The following is a 16613-nucleotide window of genomic DNA, read 5'->3' as shown; positions in this document are numbered from 1 at the left end:
TTGGCTAACGCAGAAAAATTCTTAGATCTCCCACTGGAAGATGTCCTTGGAGACGCTTTCGGTCGCTATAGTAAATACATTATTCAGGACCGTGCCCTGCCCGATGCAAGGGACGGTCTGAAGCCTGTGCAACGTCGTATTCTTTATGCGATGCACCATGAAGGTAACACAGCAGAGAAAGCATTTAGAAAATCAGCTAAAACGGTCGGTAATGTTATTGGTAACTACCATCCACACGGCGATACATCAGTGTATGATGCAATGGTCAGAATGACGCAGGATTGGAAAGTAAGGAACATCCTGGTTGAGATGCATGGTAATAATGGTAGTGTCGATGGAGATCCACCTGCTGCGATGCGTTATACAGAAGCTCGTCTTGCGGCCATTTCATCAGAACTTCTACGAGATATTGATAAAGATACAGTTGAGTTTGCTCCAAACTTTGACGATACACAAAATGAGCCTATTGTTTTACCAGCACGTTTTCCTAACTTGCTCGTTAACGGCTCAACGGGTATTTCAGCCGGGTATGCAACAGACATTCCTCCACATAACCTTGGAGAAGTTATCGATGCTGCCGTTATGCAAATGGAGAATCCTGACGTAACACTACAAGAGCTAATGGGTGTTATTAAAGGACCTGACTTCCCAACTGGTGGCATTGCTCAGGGAACAGAAGGGATTCGGAAAGCATTTGAAACAGGCAAAGGAAAATTTATTTTACGTGGCAAGGCAGAGATTGAAGAAGTTCGTGGAGGACGTCAACAAATTGTTGTGACGGAAATTCCATATGAAATCAATAAAGCGAACCTTGTGAAGAAAATTGATGAACTAAGAGTAGATCGAAAAATTGAAGGGATCTCAGAGGTCCGTGATGAAACAGATCGTACTGGTCTTCGATTCGTCATTGAGTTAAAAAAAGAAGCAGATGCTAACGGTATTTTGAAATATTTATACAAAGCGACTGACCTTCAAATTACGTATAACTACAATATGGTAGCCATTTACAACAAAACACCGAAGCAAATGGGCTTAAAACAAATTCTTAAGGCCTATATTGAACATCAGAAGGAAGTTGTTATTCGTCGCTCAGAATATGACTTAAAACGTGCGAAAGACCGTCAGCACGTTGTAGAAGGCCTCATTCGTGCCATTTCTATTTTGGATGAAGTGATTGCGACGATTCGTTCATCAAAGGATAAGCGTGATGCTAAAAACAATTTAATGGTTCAATACGAATTTACAGACGCTCAGGCCGAAGCGATTGTCAACTTACAGCTATATCGCTTAACAAATACGGATATCACAACGCTTCAAAAGGAATCTGAGGAGCTTAGCCAGCTTATTAACAAGCTTGAAACGATTCTTGGAAGTGAGAAAAGACTTGTCAATCTTATCAAAAAAGAATTATTAGAAATCCGTAAGAAATATGCAGATGGTCGTATGACTGTGATCGAAGATGAAATTGAAGATATCAAAGTTAATCTTGAAGTAATGGTTCCATCTGAAGACGTGATTGTAACCGTGACAGAAGATGGCTATGTTAAGAGGACAAGCCCTCGTTCTTACGCGGCATCGAATGGAAAAGACTTTGGAATGAAAGAAACGGATACGCTGCTACGGCAATTCGATAGCAATACGACTCATACGATATTGTTATTTACGAATAAAGGAAGCTATCTTTACTTGCCTGTCCATGAGCTACCAGAAATCAGGTGGAAAGATTTAGGGCAGCACGTTGCAAACATTGTGTCCATTGAATCTGACGAACGAATTATTGAAGCTATGGAAGTTAAAGAGTTTAAAGATGATCAATTCCTCGTCTTCGTGACAAAGCAAGGAATGATTAAGAAAACAGAGCTTTCTCAATACAGAGCTCAGCGTTATTCAAAGCCTCTCATGGCTCTAAAGTTAAAAAAAGAAGATGAATTGATTGATATATACCGGACAAACGGAAGTAAAGAAGTCTTTCTAGCAACGTACTTCGGATACGGCCTTCGGTTTAAAGAAGAAGAGATCAGTCTTGTCGGGCAACGGGCAAGCGGAGTGAAGGGCATTAATTTAAAAGAAGATGATTACGTTGTGAGTGGAATTATTTATGAACCAACAGCTAAGCATGACATTTTCCTTGTCACTCATAGAGGGGCAGTCAAGAAAATGCAGTTAAGTGAATTTGAGATTACCACAAGGGCCAAGCGTGGTGTCGTGATGCTAAGAGAATTAAAATCAAATCCTCATCGTGTCGTGGGTGTTGCCGCGACAACAAAACAAGACTTGATCATCGTACGAACGAAAAAAGGTGAGCCGGTAGAAGTCGATCCATCTACGTACAGACCTAATGATCGCTATAGTAATGGTTCTTTCGTTCTAGATGTAAGTGAAACTGGCGATGCCATCGAAATCAAAAAAATCGACAAACTCGAATAACCAACCAAAAGATCCGCTTCAGAGCGGGTCTTTTTTTAGTATTTGTGGTAATCGATTTGTGTTATACTTAATGATATGCGAACATATGATTGCACCCCCTCTAAAATGGCACTTTCCAACAATACGAACAAGAAAACACACAAGAAGGAGGAATAAAATGGAGGGGAAAACACACGCCATTGGTGGTATATGCCTTGGCGTAGCCGCTCAAAGCTACTACATAACAAATAAATTAGATGCACCAGAAATGATCGTCTTTTACGGAGCGTGCCTTTTTGGTTCACTTCTTCCGGACATATGTCATCCGGGATCATGGACGGGACGCAGAGCAAGGACATTATCCAAAGGGATAAGCAGATTTTTTGGACATCGTACTATCACTCACAGTATTCTTTTTATCATTCTAATCTACTGGTTGATGTCAACATTCAGCTTTCAATTCGACCACTTGATTCAAATTGGACTTCTCGTTGGCATCGTTAGTCATATTGCGCTGGATGCCATGACAGTAAGAGGTATTCAATTGTTTTATCCCATCCCTCTTCGCGTACGATTCCCGCTTTATTTGAAAACGGCATCGAAGGGCGAAGGTGTCGTATCAAGTAGTTTGATCATCCTAACGCTTTTTCTAGTATACAAACAAATGATGTAAGCCATGTTACAGCAAATTTCATGTCATTCAGTTAATATAGACATGAGAAGTGTTGAGAGAGGATGGGGAGATGAAGCATCCAAAGGTATGGTTTAAGTGGTTTGCAATAGTCATTGTTGTTGGTTTATTAATTTGGTTCAGCCGTTCGTACCTTGATTTTAAAGTAGAAGAGATCAGAGATTGGATATTATCGTTTGGCATACTTGCGCCGATTGTTTATATGGTGATTTACACCATTCGTCCTCTTATTTTTTTCCCAGCCTCTGTCTTATCCATTGCAGGGGGGCTAGCATTTGGCTCTTTGTTTGGAACCTTTTATACAGTGATTGGGGCAACAGGAGGAGCGGTGTTATCATTTATTGTAGCAAGAAAGCTAGGTAAATCGATCGCAAATAAAGATTGGCAAGGAAAAGGACGTAAATTACAAGAACAGATTGAGAAAAACGGATTCTTTTATGTGTTATTCTTTCGGTTCGTTCCTCTTTTTAACTTTGACTTAATTAGTTATTCAGCAGGACTATCTAAAATTCGTTTTGCATCATTCTTTTTTGGTACGCTTATTGGTATCATTCCAGGGACATTTGCATACAACTTTTTAGGTAGTAGCCTAGTCTCAGGTGATCCAAAGATTATTGCCATTGCGGTAGGCGTTTTTATTTTACTTTCGGTTATTCCAATCCTCATTCGGAATCGAGTAACCAAAAAGGATCCGGCGCTTGACGAGAATTCGAAATAATAAAAGGAGCAGGGCGTTAACCGACGCATGCTCCTTTTTTATTATGATTGAAATTCTTTACTTCGAGCTTCATTTAACATTTTCTTTGTACGACGCCGTTCCAGGATAAGGTAGATGATCGTTGATACGAGAACAATACCATGGGTAATACCAAACTCAGTACCATAGTAATCACGATTCCAATAAGAAACAACTCCAGGGATTACAGTATTGTTAATAGGATAGAAGATCGGCACAGCATCACTCACATGTGTTAAAAAGTCCACGAAAACATGTAAAAACCATCCCCATATAAACCCAGACAGAGCGGTTAGCTTAAAACCTCGATGAATGATCATGAGAAGAATAAAGGCAATGAACCAGATCACGATAGAATGACCAAGTTTCCGCAATACATCAACGACAGGATGTTCAAATAAGCCGTGGATAAAATAATGGAGGGAAAGTTCTATTTCTGGATTGATGATTTTTTGGATACTTCGTTCAGCTAATAAGTATAAAAACATCACATAATAAATGATATCAGGTGCAATGCCACCTATAACAAGATACTTAACGGTACGCCTACTTTTTTTCCGAAAGAAAAAATAGCTCCAAAAGGCATGGTGTAATGTATTCATAATGAATTAACCCTCGCTTTAAACATAGTATCTCAGGTATACCTTATTGAAATGGATATAAGCTATAAGTATATTCATTCTACCATCAACCTAGGATACTGTCTTATTAAATTAAATGTACGAGAAGATAGAGAGAAGCGCCGTCTCTGACAGATCGGATAAGTTTTGATAAAGTTAAAGATGGACTATTGAACAAATGGAGGCACACTATGAGCGTATTTGATGAACGAATTAACCGATTTGATACACATTCAGTAAAGTGGGATCACACCGATACCATATTTGAAAAGGAAAACTTGCTGCCAATGTGGGTAGCCGATATGGATTTTCGCGCTCCACAGGCAGTAATTGATGCTCTTACAAAGCGAATTCAGCATGGGATATTTGGTTACTCTATGCCGACAGAAGGCACAAAGGGAGCGGTGCAAAGCTGGCTTAGTCGACGTCATAATTGGTCGATTGAACAGGATTGGATCGTTTTCACGCCAGGAGTTGTTCCAGCGCTATCCGCTGCTGTTAACACGTATACGAACAAGGGGGAGAAAGTGGTTATTCAATCGCCTGTTTACTATCCGTTTCGTGATATGGTTGAGAAAAGCGAGCGGGAAGTCGTTGATAATCCTCTCATCCAAGAAAATGGCAAGTATGCGATGGACTTTGATGACCTCGAAACAAAGCTTAAAGATCCTGAAGTGACCATGTTACTACTATGTAATCCACATAATCCTGTAGGAAGAGTGTGGAAGAAAGATGAGCTTAGAAAGCTTGCTGAGCTTTGTTTAGCGAACGATGTGCTAGTCGTTTCAGACGATATTCATTTTGATCTTATTTTCAAAGGGTATGAGCACACGCTTCTATCAACTCTTTCAGAGGAAATCGAAGCAAATACAATTACGTGTATCGCACCAAGCAAAACATTTAATCTTGCAGGCATGCAGCTATCGACGATCATTATTCCAGATGAGAAGAAGCGGGAGCAATTTAACGCTTATATGGGGAAATTAGGTCTATTTGCACCAAGTCCATTTGGTATTATTGCTGTAGAAGCGGCATACACTCATGGCGAGAAATGGTTAGAAGAATTGATGGAGTACTTACAAGGTAACCTGTCGTATCTTACTCAATTTATTAATGAGCGTCTACCAGAAATAGAAGTGATTGAACCAGAAGGTACTTACCTTGTATGGTTAGATTTCAGTAACCTGTCGATGACACATGAAGAACTTGAACAATTCGTTCAGGAAGAAGCTAAGTTGGCTCTTGATGAAGGATATATATTTGGGGAAGGTGGAAAAGGGTTTGAACGCATTAACATTGCCTGTCCACGTTCAGTATTGCAAGAAGGCTTAGAACGTTTAGAGAAAGCCTTGAAATCAAAATGATGATTCAAAAAACGCCCTAGAACATCACGGGCGTTTTTTTGATTTATAGGAATCGGCTAGCCTTAATACAGTTTGTTTACTGGACGTAAAGGAAGTTCAAGAACAGGCGTATAAGTTTTGGAGGCATTCATTGAAAAAATATGAATGGATTGAACCAAAAAGGGCTCGAATTCGTCTAATGTTTGTTCTGCATCTCGTTTTATCTTATTGAATTGAATGGGATTTATTGGATCGTGTTGCTGAGTAATCGTTAAATGAGGAATATAATCAGTTACTTCATAATACATTTTTTGTTCTTGAAGTGAAGGTTTAATAGCATCAACTAGAAGTAAGTGGAGTGAGATAATCTCTTTAGATAAGACGCTACTAAACAAGACATTAGAGCCGAATGTAGCTGGGGCACCTAGCTTCAATTCAAAAGCGGAAAAGTTCCGACAAATACGCTCAATTTTTTCAACCCAATCATCGGTTGCTGTTAAACCACTTTGAGCTTTTACGGTGATATGGGGTGGCGAAGGTTCATGATAATCCCATTTCTTTCGAAAGGAATGAATTCTCTCGATAATTTGGTGAGGAGGGAGGACTGCAATAAAAAATGGCATGGAATAATCTCCTTCGTAAGTAGATGAATAGAAGTGCTATACCGATTTAACAAGAATAGATGTACTATGCACTAATTCGCTATCCAATGTTTTACCCCTTTAATAGGATAAGATGATTACGAAAATAAAACAAAAGTACTATTAAAACGCTAAGAAAATTATAAAAAAACTCCCATAATTGAATGAAATATAATAAAAATTTGTTATGATGAAAGAGGTGAAGTGTTTAGGCATTTAACCACAGCATTAGCTGGAAAAGGAAAGCGGGTGATTTGTATGAAAAAAGCAACAAAAGGACTTCTAACCATCCTACTTTTCTCTGTTCTCGCATTTGGATATCTAAAAACAGCTGAAGTTTATATAGACTACAAGAATGATAAATATGCGCATACTGCAAGTGCCACAAGTCTTGAAAGCAGCTTGCATCAAAAGATCGATGAACAGAACATCTATGAAATACAGGTACATAGAAGCGATCAGCAAGAAAGTGAAGTTATCACGTCAAATGAGGATGAATCAACATTAGTTAGCTGGGTTAATAAACTAGATAACAATGATTTAACACAGTTACCGAATCATCGTGTTCAAGTTAAAGATGCTGATTTCATTATTTATTTAAAAACTGGAAAAGAACTTAGAATCAACTTAGATGAAGATACTGTTATTATTTCTAGAAACGATAATGAGAATAAGGAATTTCATTCTTATTTAATTAATAGCTATAATTTAAATGATGATCTAGCGCGTATTTTAAAAATCGGATAAAATTTCAATTCCGTCTCACTATCTTAAGTTTACTTAACGAATGAGACGGAATTCACTATTTTAGATCGACTTCCTATAATATATAATATGTAAACTAAAATAAAAATTCAGCAAAGGAGTACAAATGAACTTTTGTGTACTCCTCTACTTGCTTCATTTGGATTCATATCAATTCATTGAACACTTATTTGCGATCTCGGTTTCGTTTTCGATCATGCAGTTCATCAGCTGTAAATGTTTCCTGAGCAAAAGCTTCATATTTACGTTTTAAATAAAGTGACTTGTCATGATAAATCCAATCGGCGAATTGTTTAATTGATTTCCTGCTAGTAATAAAAACTCGGTAGTGTTTTCCATTTTCACTCATATATGGATCAAATCCATGCTGCGTTAGCGTTGTTAACAAAGTCTCCATATATTTACGTGACCCGCCTACAAAGCTAACCGTATAGCCTCGGTAGTTTACGTGACCATCGCCGTCAAAATAGCCTCTTATAAAATGATGAATATATTGTTCTGATACAATCGGAAACATGATATTGTAACTTTTCTCAGATGTGATATTAAATAGCATTTGAAGATCGTTTTTCATAATTTTGCTGTGAAAAAGCAAACTATATACCCCGGTATGTTTATTTATATATAAAGGTTGATTTGAATCGAAAACGTTCTTGATCTCCTCTAAAATAGTTGGATCTTTCTGCGTAAAAGCAATAGATTGTGATTGAGAGGCAATATAGCCATCAGCAATAAAAAATCCAAGTAAATAAGCCATGTCGTTCGTCCAATGCTTAAAATAATCTTCATTAAACGAGTATTTCCTTTTCCAGCTCCCTCTTGCTCGCTTTTCGACGCCATTATTGGTCAGTAGCTGCCGAATGTGTCTGTCAGAAACTCCTGCTAATAAGCTTATTTCGCTAGTACTAGAACCGCTCTCGTAGAGAGATATCACTTCATTCATACTGAGTTTCATTTTAGACATTTTATAACCTCCTTTTCATCTATTTTATATTAAAAACACATGATGGAACAAATGTTCGCCACCTCGTAAAATTGGCACTTTTGTATCTAGAACATCATATTTTACTAAATTCCACTCACTTTTAGTTGATTTTAGTAAAATAGCTTACCTACACAAACTACTAAACAAATTTGACAGAGAACAAATGTTCGGTAGTCGCAAAATTGGCACTTTTTGATCTTATAACCTTCAAATTTGCTATAAATTACAGTTCTTTTTCCAAAAAAGGTACTTAGAAAACAAAAAAGTCACTTATCTCTATTAAAATAAGTGACTTCCGAATTTATTAATTTCTATTTCAACACTGCTACATGTTTATGTGCCGTCATTTCGTTAATATATTCTAGATCAGGCTCAAATCCTATACCTGGACCTTCAGGGATGTCGATATAACCATTGTTCATTGCTACTTCTGGTTTAATAATATCCCTCTTCCAGTAATGTGCTGATGGAGCTGTATCTCCTGGCAATGTAAATTGACTGAGTGAAGTGATGGCGAGGTTATGGGCTCGACCAATCCCTGCTTCCAACATCCCGCCACACCACATAGGAATATGATGCTTTGTACATAGGTTATGGATTTTCTTAGATTCAGTTAAGCCTCCAACGCGACCGATTTTAAGGTTGATGATTCGACAACTTCCAAGTTCAATGGCTTTTCTCGCATCTTCATAAGTATGAATGCTTTCATCCAAACAAATAGGTGTATCCAATTGAGCTTGAAGTTTGGCATGATCAATGATGTCGTCGTGAGCAAGAGGCTGTTCAATCATCATTAAATGGAACTGATCTAGCTTCTTAAGGTGTTCAATGTCATCCAGTGTATAGGCGCAATTCGCATCGGCCATTAACTCGATCGTTGGGAATTTTTTGCGTATCATAGCTAGAATCTCAATATCCCAACCAGGCATGATTTTAATCTTAATGCGTTTGTACCCGCTCTGGAGATATTCATCTATTTGCTTTAAGATGTTTTCATGTGAAGATTGAATTCCTACGCTGACGCCAACTTCTATTTTACTCTTCACCCCGCCAAGTGCTTGAGCTAACGGAAGGTTATTTTCTTTAGCATAAAGATCCCATATCGCACATTCAATCGCTGCTTTGGCGTTATAATTGCCGCGAATTTTCTTGAAACGCTCTGATACCTCATCAGGGTGAGAGATGTCTTGTTGATGAAGCAGCGGAATTAAATGGTCATTCATTATGTGCCAATTGGTACGAACGGTTTCTTCGTTATAAATTGGTTCCATAATGGCGACCGATTCGCCCCATCCTGATTGGCCAGAATGAGATCTCGCTTCAACTAGTATAATATCTTTGTCTCGCTCGGTTCCAACGCTTGTTGTAAAAGGATGAAGTAGGTCCATCTTGATTTGTCTTAAGATAATGCTACTAATTTTCATTGTTTTGATCACCTTTCTCTAAGAGGTATACATAATGATGTGGATACTCTTCCCTTTTTAGTAAATCAGTCACTTTCCACCCTCGCTCTAGGTAGTTAGAAAAAACAAGTCCTGTTTGTTCTCTCCAGTCAATAGCTAGTGATAGATCGAACTTTTTGATTTCTTGAAAGTTTCCTGGAACAGGTACAAATATCTTACTAGCATTAAGGGAAAGGTCTAGTTTTTCAGGCTTTTCTCCACCTGGTATAAGAGCATAAGGTATCGTTGAATTCGTTTCAGTATTTCGCTTCGTCTCATTCGTATCCCACTCAACTAAAAAGCGATCAGTTGGTATCCCTGCATTGAGATTATCATCCATGAGACCGTAGACGTTTGGAAGGTACGTGCTCACGACTGCTCCTAACTTGTGTAAGTTTAGCGTGCCGTTAACCGTCTCTAGCGGATCATACGTCCACGTAATGAAATCGTATCCCATGTTTGACGCTGTTTTTCTTTGTTCGATTTTCAGTCTTTCCCCAATGCCTAGTCTTCGATAATCTGGATGAATGCCTAAACTTTGAGAAACAAGATACACTTTCTCACCATTAAATCCTGGAAAGCTATATTGAAAAGCGATAAGTCTGTCTTGATAAAAGGCTCCTAATATAAATCCACCGTTTTTGACAACGGCCATACTTTGATTCACTGGTACGGAATCATCAAAGCTCCATACGATTGTTTCTAAGCGTCTCACTTCCTCAAGCTCTTCAACCGAATGAAGGGTGCGGATTGTTAATGCTTCAAGTACGTTTGCTTTCAACTCGTATCCCTTCTTTCTTACCATTCATATTGATCGGCTTCTAATAACAATTGAATGAGGATTTTCGTGCCATCGATCAATGCTTCCTTGTTGAACTGCATATCAGGATGATGTAATCCAGGCGTTAAATCACATCCTAGCCCAATCATGGTTGCAGTAAGATGAGGATACTTTAATGAATAGAAATGAAAATCCTCCGCTCCTGGTGATACACACTCATCCACTACATTGTTAGCACCTAAAGAAGAAGCAATTGCCTTTCTAGCGAGGGTAATGGCCAAATCGTTCTTAACAGCGGCTGGAGAATATTCGGCTATTTCAGACGCTATTTCTGTTTCTGTTAGCTCTCCTACTTTAGAAATGATGTATTTCGTTTGGTCGATCAGTTTCTTCATTGTTTCGTTGGACCTTGACCTTAAGTCCAGTGTGAAGCGAGCTTTAGCGGGAATCGAATTAGATGCTTCCCCGCCATGAAGCTCAGTAATCTTCACTGAAAAAGGATCAGGAACATTTAACCGAATACGCTGGATTTCCTGAATTAAAACCGCTGCTGCTTCAAGCGGGTTATTACCTGTCTCAGGTCTAGCCGCGTGTGAAGGCACGCCTTTGATCCAACCTTTTATACTGGTGGTTGAGCCGTGCGAAATAATCGGTGCGGCTTTGCCGTAAGAAATCTCCATCGATGGACGCAAATGAATCCCGGCTAGAAACATAACGTCTTTTAGCACATTCTCTTCTATCATTTTTAGTGCTCCTTCAGCCATTTCTTCCGCAGGTTGAAAGATAAAGCGAATGGTATGCTGCATCGGCTCTTTTATGAGTGATAATGCTGCAAATAGCACCATTGTGCTATGCGCATCATGACCGCAGGAGTGATTGGGCTTAACACCCCCCTCTACCTCTTGAACAAGCGCATCCATATCTGCACGAAGAGCGATCACATTAGCCTTTTTTCCTTTAAACTCTGCAACAAATCCGAAGTGCCCCTGAAAGGTTTGGATGTGATAACCGACTTCCGCTAACTTTTCCTTTAAGTAATGAGCTGTTTTCTCTTCTTGCCAGCTTGGCTCAGCAAGTAGATGTAGCTCATGATATGTTTTTAAAATCTTATCATGGTTTTCTTCTACGAAATTCACATTCGAACTTCCTTTCTTTTAAAAGATAAGGTGAGCGATAGCAACAACGATCGGCAGTGTAATACATGTGCGAATTAAGAAAATGATGATTAAATCGACAATGCTGATAGGAAGTTTAGATCCGAGGAGTAATCCACCCATTTCAGACATGTATATTAATTGTGTTACAGATACACAGGCAATGACGAAGCGGGTTAATTCACTTTCAATGCCACTACCAATCACAGCTGGTAGAAACATATCCGCAAATCCGACAACCATTGTTTGAGCGGCTTCACCAGCTTCTGGCACTTGCATCCATGTTAGGATCGGTTCAAACGGCTTCCCTAGAATCGTAAAGAATGGGGTGAATTCTGCTGTAATCAAAGCAATGGTACCTATAGCCATTACGATTGGTAAAACGCCTAACCACATGTCTAATACGTTCTGTACACCTTCTTTTATTACGCTCATCGGTCCTTTATTCTTTTGGGCTTTTGAAACCGCTTGATGAAAGCCCCATTTAGCGGGTGAAAATTGTTCTGGAATCCCCGTTTCTTTCTTTAATTCTGTATGTTCATATCCTTTATTTGACTTTCGAGACAATGGTGGAATGCGTGGCATGATGAGTGCCGCTACAAGTCCAGCAAAAATGATGGTTGCATAGTAATGTAGAAAATACTGCTCCAAATTCAAATAGGAAATAATGACGATTGTAAATGTAATGGAAACAACTGAAAAAGTGGTCGCAATAACAGCGGCTTCTCTTTTTGTGTAATACCCATCTTCGTATTGCTTTGTTGTGAGAAGAACACCGATTGTTCCGTCTCCTACCCATGATGCAAGACAATCAAGAGATGATCGACCAGGCAATTTGAAGAGCGGTCTCATGATTTTAATAAGCAATGCCCCAAAAAACTCAAGAAGTCCAAAGTTGAGAAGAAGCGGCAACAATAGCCCAGCTAGTAAAAATGTTGAAAATAAGATTGGGATTAAGTCATAAATTAAAAGCCCACCAGTATTTTCAGAGTAAATCATTTCTGGTCCTAGTTGGTATAGCGTCATGACAGCAAATATTGTTCCGAGTAAACGCGCAATTAACCAGAATGGACGAACGTGTAATAACGTATGTAAAGCTGGGTTTCTTGCTAAAAATTGAGGTTTAATCGTTACTGCTACAAATGATCCTACTGTCGCTACCACCATAATAAAAACCGTTATAGCAGGTATGAGTTCGCCGATTGAAGCGTTAATTTGTCCCGCTAGAAACGCCACAGGGATCGTGATACCTCCATCCTGTGTTATCGGCACAATAAATAAGAGGATCCCTATTAACGACGGAATTAAAAAGGTTAAGATATCTTTTGTAGAAAAATGTGAAACCTTAACTGTTTCGTTACGTTTTGATAATTCATTCATTCCCATTCCACCTTTATTCTCAAAGTTTATTCCACAAACCAATTACGCTCACTATAAAGTTGTTCCAACGTTTGTTGGCGAAGACTTATTCGTTCTCGATCTTTGAATTGTACCCCTTGAATGATCACTTCTAGAAAGCTAATGACAGAGGCAATGGAATGGTGTCCTGAGTCCATCTTCTCTTCGGTTGTTAACGTTATTGTAGAAAGCGGACCAATTGGAGATAAATGCCGATTTGTAATGGATACGACAGGAATTCCTAGCCTTTGAGTAAATGTAGCAAGTTCGATCGCTTCTTTGTGATAACGCGGGAATGAAAGAATAACAACGACTGAATCTTGCGTAAGGTCACAAAGATCTTCAGGAGAAAAAGCCATTGATTCAGATAGAAATACACCTGCTCTGAATTGCTTTAAGTTATAATACAACCAGTAAGCCGCTCCATAGGAACTCCCAAACCCTGCAATGTATACACTTTTTGCCTCAATGAAATGATCGACTACCTTCCAGACCTCTTCTACATCCAATTGTGCTAATAATTGCTTTAGGACAGATGTTTCTTTTTCTATCACCTGTTTGAAAAGAGTCTGCTCTGTTGGTTCTTGTACGTGTGAAGGAAATTCTTCATGATCTTGCTTTTTCTCTAACCAATGACGCCGCACGGCTTCTTGCATTTCAGAATATCCTTTAAATCCTAGTGCATAGGCGAATCGAATGACAGTTGTTTCACTTACACCTACTTTCCTCCCCATTTGAAAAGCAGTAAGCAATGCTCCTTCCTCATCATTTTGAGTGATCCATTCTGCAACTTTCTTCTGACCTGGAGAAAGTGATGAATAGTGTTTTTTAACCATTTGATTGATTGATAAATGCTTCATAACTACTCCTTTGATTTTGTGAAGTATATCCTTCTTGGAAGTTATTATAATGCATTAAATACTTCAAAGCTAGTTTATTTTCGATTATTCTGATTTTAATCACCGTCCTATATAAGATTCTGTTTCATTACATCAAAAAAAACACCATCGAGTAGTCGATAGTGTTCGTCATAAAATCATGTGAGGAGAAGGTCTTTCTTTTATGCTTTGTTTCTCTCCATAACCGCGAAATAGTGATTTTCTGGATCGGCAAAGTTAAAGATTCGTCCTGAAGGCATCGATACGATCTCTCCAACAGTTATTTCCTTGCCTTTAAAATCTTCATATAGCCGATCGATATCTTCAGTGAAAAACATAAGCGATGGTGTTCCGAGATTTAACTCGGGTTCCATCTTCGCAATAAACGCTCTATCATGAAGGACGATACTCGTCGCTCCCCCTTCCAAAGTAGGCGCAATCTCCATCCATTTCATTGGACTATCGTTATCTTCTTTCGAAACTAAGTGAAAACCGATTTTTTCCGTCCAAAATGTTAGTGCTTCTTCCTGATTGTCCACGTAGAGCATGATTTGACCGATTTGATTAATCATTTAAACACTCCTTTTTGTTTAAGGGAAATCTCGTACTATTCTATCTATTCTACAAAAGAAGTGACTGACCTTCAGTAATTGATAAAAGAACGGTTTGCCGTCTCTTGAAATTTCTATTCTTCTTAACGTAAAAGGTAAGGGTAATCCCAACTAATTATAGGGGATTCAGCTGATCCGTTCTCTTTATTCAACAGTTTAAGCTAACATAGGTAATTCGTAAGAAAAGCACCCCCAAGTGGGAGTGCTTAAATTAGCGCAAATCGTCTTTTATTGCGTTTGTGAATTGGGCAATGGCATCATTATCAATTCCTTGAGCGAAAGCCATTTGCTTCAAAGATTCTGGATCCTGGTGTTGAGAGTGCGATTGAGGTTGATTGGAAGAATTTTGTTGAGAATGATGCTGTTGCATGCCCATAAACCCGTCCTGCATCCGACTAGTTAGTGCGTATGCAGCCGCTCCTCCTAATGCACTTAATGCCATGACGGTAGCGGTTTTCCCTTTCCCTTTTTGATTACGCTTTTTATTGTACACTTCAGGTCACTTCCTTAGATAAAAGTTTAAAGGTGTGTTTCTAATCAATTGTTAGTCACACAAGTTAGTTTAAGTCAACTCGGCTTTAATATACTGGTGCGTATTCCCATAAATAAAAGAACGACATATAGCTTGATTAATTCGGTGAGTTGTTGTTTTCTCCTCCTAACTCAAAGGGGGAGTAAACTCCTTTATAATCAACAATCGTTACCATACCACGATCTGCATGATTATTATCATGACAGTGAAACAACCATTCTCCTTGATTGTTTGCTTCAAAGTAAATGGTGTATGCTTCACCAGGCTTAACATGAATTAAATCTTTCACTAGCGGAGAATCGAGTTCTTTCCCGTTTTTTGATGTGACTTGAAACCGATGTCCATGCAGGTGCATTGGATGATTCATTCTACCTGAGTTCGTGATTTCAACTTGAACAATATCGCCGCTTTCAACTTGTATAGGTGGAGTATTTGGAAAGGTTTCATTGTTAATCTGAAACGCCATCCCTTCTCCCATATCCATTCCCATGCTTAAATCCATCTTATACTTCACATCTGGATCAGTTTGTGCTTCATCAAAAATCAAATTTTCACTTCCATAAGTGGTTCCGTCTACAACTGATGTAGTGGAAGCGAGAGACGTTTTCACTGCAGAAGAAGTATCACTTTTCTCTGAAACAATCGGAATTCTCATATCATCTGCGTTCTCAAGACTGTTTGCTTGTCCTATGACAGCTGGGTCCCCGTCTTGTTTGGTGAAAGCAACATCAATTCTTTCCCCCGGAGCAATCTCTACAACGTTTGAAGAGTTCGTTTTATCCATCACTTCTTCTCCATCTGTTTCAATTATTCTAATGGAGTTTTTAGGAAATACTAAACGATGCACTTGATACCCGGCATTAACGAAGCGTAATCTGGCTGTTTTCCCTTCTTTTACAATCAAAGGCTCGATGGAAGTACCTGATTTCCCGTTGACTGTCAACGTATCGTACATTTGCTTTGTGTCTGCTTCTCCGTCTCCAGACATGCTACCCATCATCATACCGCCCATATTGGATAAGTTCTGTTTATCTTGATTCACTGCCCATTCATCAAGCATAAAGTATTCATCTTTATCGTATTTAGGTTCCTTCTCTTCAACTACAAGCGATCCATAAAGGCCTTTGTCTACTTGTAATGAGCTATGCTGATGAGAGTGATACCAGTACGTTCCGGCATCTTCTGCGATGAATTCATACGTAAACGATTCTCCTGGTTGAACAGCATTCTGTGTGAGGCCTGGAACACCATGCCAGTGAATAGTGACTGGGACATCCAGGTCATTCTTTAAATTTACTTTTACATAATCTCCCTGTGTCACGCGTATCTCCTCTCCAGGAACTGTTCCGTTGTAAGTCCAGGCATTCACTTTCTTTTCTTTGCTAATTTGCCATTCATTTTTCTCTGCAGTTAGATTGAATGTTTTGACAGGTCGATCACCAGCTTCTTCAGCATTTACTTCTAATATACTAGTCCCATCTTGTTTTACGCTTTCAGGAAAGGAATTGTCAGTTAGTAAAGGCGACTTAAAAAGAAGCCATCCTCCTACAATCAATAGAATGGCAATCATAGATGAACCGATTATTTTTCTCCTCATTCTTTTTCACCTCAACGCTAAAGTAGTATTGAA

At 38.9% G+C, this 16613-nt stretch carries 16 protein-coding genes; 5 read left to right on the top strand and 11 right to left on the bottom strand.

Translation table 11 applies throughout. The features are described 5' to 3' along the window. From parC to AC0VYV_RS11975, 3 genes are all read left to right on the top strand, one after another. The gene (parC, locus tag AC0VYV_RS11985; protein WP_475373848.1) at positions 1-2427 is read left to right on the top strand and encodes a DNA topoisomerase IV subunit A; all 2427 of its coding nucleotides are present in this window, start codon (positions 1-3) and stop codon (positions 2425-2427) included. Between the two features lie 157 nt (positions 2428-2584). Continuing rightward, positions 2585-3079, top strand: a complete 495-nt coding sequence (locus tag AC0VYV_RS11980; RefSeq protein ID WP_430245409.1) for a metal-dependent hydrolase — start codon at positions 2585-2587, stop codon at positions 3077-3079. A 70-nt stretch (positions 3080-3149) separates the two neighbouring features. Further along, a complete protein-coding gene (locus AC0VYV_RS11975; protein WP_475373847.1) occupies positions 3150-3815 on the top strand; it encodes a TVP38/TMEM64 family protein in 666 nt (221 codons plus the stop codon). A gap of 41 nt (positions 3816-3856) precedes the next feature. Here AC0VYV_RS11975 and AC0VYV_RS11970 read toward each other — a convergent pair whose 3' ends face one another. Next, positions 3857-4435, bottom strand: a complete 579-nt coding sequence (locus AC0VYV_RS11970; protein WP_475373846.1) for a hypothetical protein — start codon at positions 4433-4435, stop codon at positions 3857-3859. A 209-nt stretch (positions 4436-4644) separates the two neighbouring features. Here AC0VYV_RS11970 and AC0VYV_RS11965 point away from each other — a divergent pair, with 209 nt between their 5' ends. Further along, positions 4645-5817 (top strand): MalY/PatB family protein, encoded by a 1173-nt coding sequence (locus tag AC0VYV_RS11965; RefSeq protein ID WP_475367601.1) that lies wholly within the window; start codon positions 4645-4647, stop codon positions 5815-5817. A 62-nt stretch (positions 5818-5879) separates the two neighbouring features. Here AC0VYV_RS11965 and AC0VYV_RS11960 read toward each other — a convergent pair whose 3' ends face one another. Next, positions 5880-6419 (bottom strand): 2'-5' RNA ligase family protein, encoded by a 540-nt coding sequence (locus AC0VYV_RS11960; protein WP_475373845.1) that lies wholly within the window; start codon positions 6417-6419, stop codon positions 5880-5882. Between the two features lie 276 nt (positions 6420-6695). Between AC0VYV_RS11960 and AC0VYV_RS11955 the strand changes: the two genes are divergently transcribed. Beyond that, entirely contained in the window at positions 6696-7184 is a 489-nt protein-coding gene (locus tag AC0VYV_RS11955; RefSeq protein ID WP_475373844.1) for a hypothetical protein, read from the top strand. Between the two features lie 184 nt (positions 7185-7368). Here the strand turns inward: AC0VYV_RS11955 and AC0VYV_RS11950 are convergent, their stop codons facing one another. The 9 genes from AC0VYV_RS11950 to AC0VYV_RS11910 all read right to left on the bottom strand — a co-directional run bounded on the left by AC0VYV_RS11950 (position 7369) and on the right by AC0VYV_RS11910 (position 16580). After that, positions 7369-8166 (bottom strand): LAGLIDADG family homing endonuclease, encoded by a 798-nt coding sequence (locus AC0VYV_RS11950; RefSeq protein WP_475373843.1) that lies wholly within the window; start codon positions 8164-8166, stop codon positions 7369-7371. Positions 8167-8498: 332 nt separating this feature from the next. Continuing rightward, positions 8499-9611 (bottom strand): o-succinylbenzoate synthase, encoded by a 1113-nt coding sequence (gene menC / locus AC0VYV_RS11945; protein ID WP_475373842.1) that lies wholly within the window; start codon positions 9609-9611, stop codon positions 8499-8501. Beyond that, the gene (locus AC0VYV_RS11940; RefSeq protein ID WP_475373841.1) at positions 9601-10410 is read right to left on the bottom strand and encodes a GNAT family N-acetyltransferase; all 810 of its coding nucleotides are present in this window, start codon (positions 10408-10410) and stop codon (positions 9601-9603) included. The genes menC and AC0VYV_RS11940 overlap by 11 nt, the downstream gene beginning before the upstream one ends. A 17-nt stretch (positions 10411-10427) precedes the next feature. Beyond that, the gene (locus AC0VYV_RS11935) at positions 10428-11546 is read right to left on the bottom strand and encodes an amidohydrolase (RefSeq protein WP_475373840.1); all 1119 of its coding nucleotides are present in this window, start codon (positions 11544-11546) and stop codon (positions 10428-10430) included. Between the two features lie 18 nt (positions 11547-11564). Further along, complete coding sequence (locus AC0VYV_RS11930; RefSeq protein WP_475365265.1) at positions 11565-12944, bottom strand: YjiH family protein; 1380 nt, start codon at positions 12942-12944, stop codon at positions 11565-11567. Positions 12945-12970: 26 nt separating this feature from the next. Further along, positions 12971-13822 (bottom strand): MurR/RpiR family transcriptional regulator, encoded by an 852-nt coding sequence (locus AC0VYV_RS11925; RefSeq protein WP_475365264.1) that lies wholly within the window; start codon positions 13820-13822, stop codon positions 12971-12973. A 200-nt stretch (positions 13823-14022) separates the two neighbouring features. Next, entirely contained in the window at positions 14023-14412 is a 390-nt protein-coding gene (locus tag AC0VYV_RS11920; protein WP_194221757.1) for a VOC family protein, read from the bottom strand. A gap of 250 nt (positions 14413-14662) precedes the next feature. After that, entirely contained in the window at positions 14663-14944 is a 282-nt protein-coding gene (locus AC0VYV_RS11915; protein WP_475365263.1) for a hypothetical protein, read from the bottom strand. A gap of 136 nt (positions 14945-15080) precedes the next feature. Beyond that, a complete protein-coding gene (locus AC0VYV_RS11910) occupies positions 15081-16580 on the bottom strand; it encodes a multicopper oxidase family protein (protein WP_475373839.1) in 1500 nt (499 codons plus the stop codon). Positions 16581-16613: the final 33 nt, after the last annotated feature.

The organism is Anaerobacillus sp. QJM3NY_17, from assembly GCF_056173665.1.
This window is presented reverse-complemented; position numbering and strand designations above follow the sequence as displayed.

Coding starts and splice junctions, on each gene's coding strand:
- AC0VYV_RS11980 (WP_430245409.1), top strand. CDS start 2,585: ATGGAGGGGAAAACACACGCCATTGGTGGTATATGCCTTGGCGTAGCC.
- AC0VYV_RS11975 (WP_475373847.1), top strand. CDS start 3,150: ATGAAGCATCCAAAGGTATGGTTTAAGTGGTTTGCAATAGTCATTGTT.
- AC0VYV_RS11970 (WP_475373846.1), bottom strand. CDS start 4,435: ATGAATACATTACACCATGCCTTTTGGAGCTATTTTTTCTTTCGGAAA.
- AC0VYV_RS11965 (WP_475367601.1), top strand. CDS start 4,645: ATGAGCGTATTTGATGAACGAATTAACCGATTTGATACACATTCAGTA.
- AC0VYV_RS11960 (WP_475373845.1), bottom strand. CDS start 6,419: ATGCCATTTTTTATTGCAGTCCTCCCTCCTCACCAAATTATCGAGAGA.
- AC0VYV_RS11955 (WP_475373844.1), top strand. CDS start 6,696: ATGAAAAAAGCAACAAAAGGACTTCTAACCATCCTACTTTTCTCTGTT.
- AC0VYV_RS11950 (WP_475373843.1), bottom strand. CDS start 8,166: ATGTCTAAAATGAAACTCAGTATGAATGAAGTGATATCTCTCTACGAG.
- menC (WP_475373842.1), bottom strand. CDS start 9,611: ATGAAAATTAGTAGCATTATCTTAAGACAAATCAAGATGGACCTACTT.
- AC0VYV_RS11930 (WP_475365265.1), bottom strand. CDS start 12,944: ATGAATGAATTATCAAAACGTAACGAAACAGTTAAGGTTTCACATTTT.
- AC0VYV_RS11925 (WP_475365264.1), bottom strand. CDS start 13,822: ATGAAGCATTTATCAATCAATCAAATGGTTAAAAAACACTATTCATCA.
- AC0VYV_RS11920 (WP_194221757.1), bottom strand. CDS start 14,412: ATGATTAATCAAATCGGTCAAATCATGCTCTACGTGGACAATCAGGAA.
- AC0VYV_RS11910 (WP_475373839.1), bottom strand. CDS start 16,580: ATGAGGAGAAAAATAATCGGTTCATCTATGATTGCCATTCTATTGATT.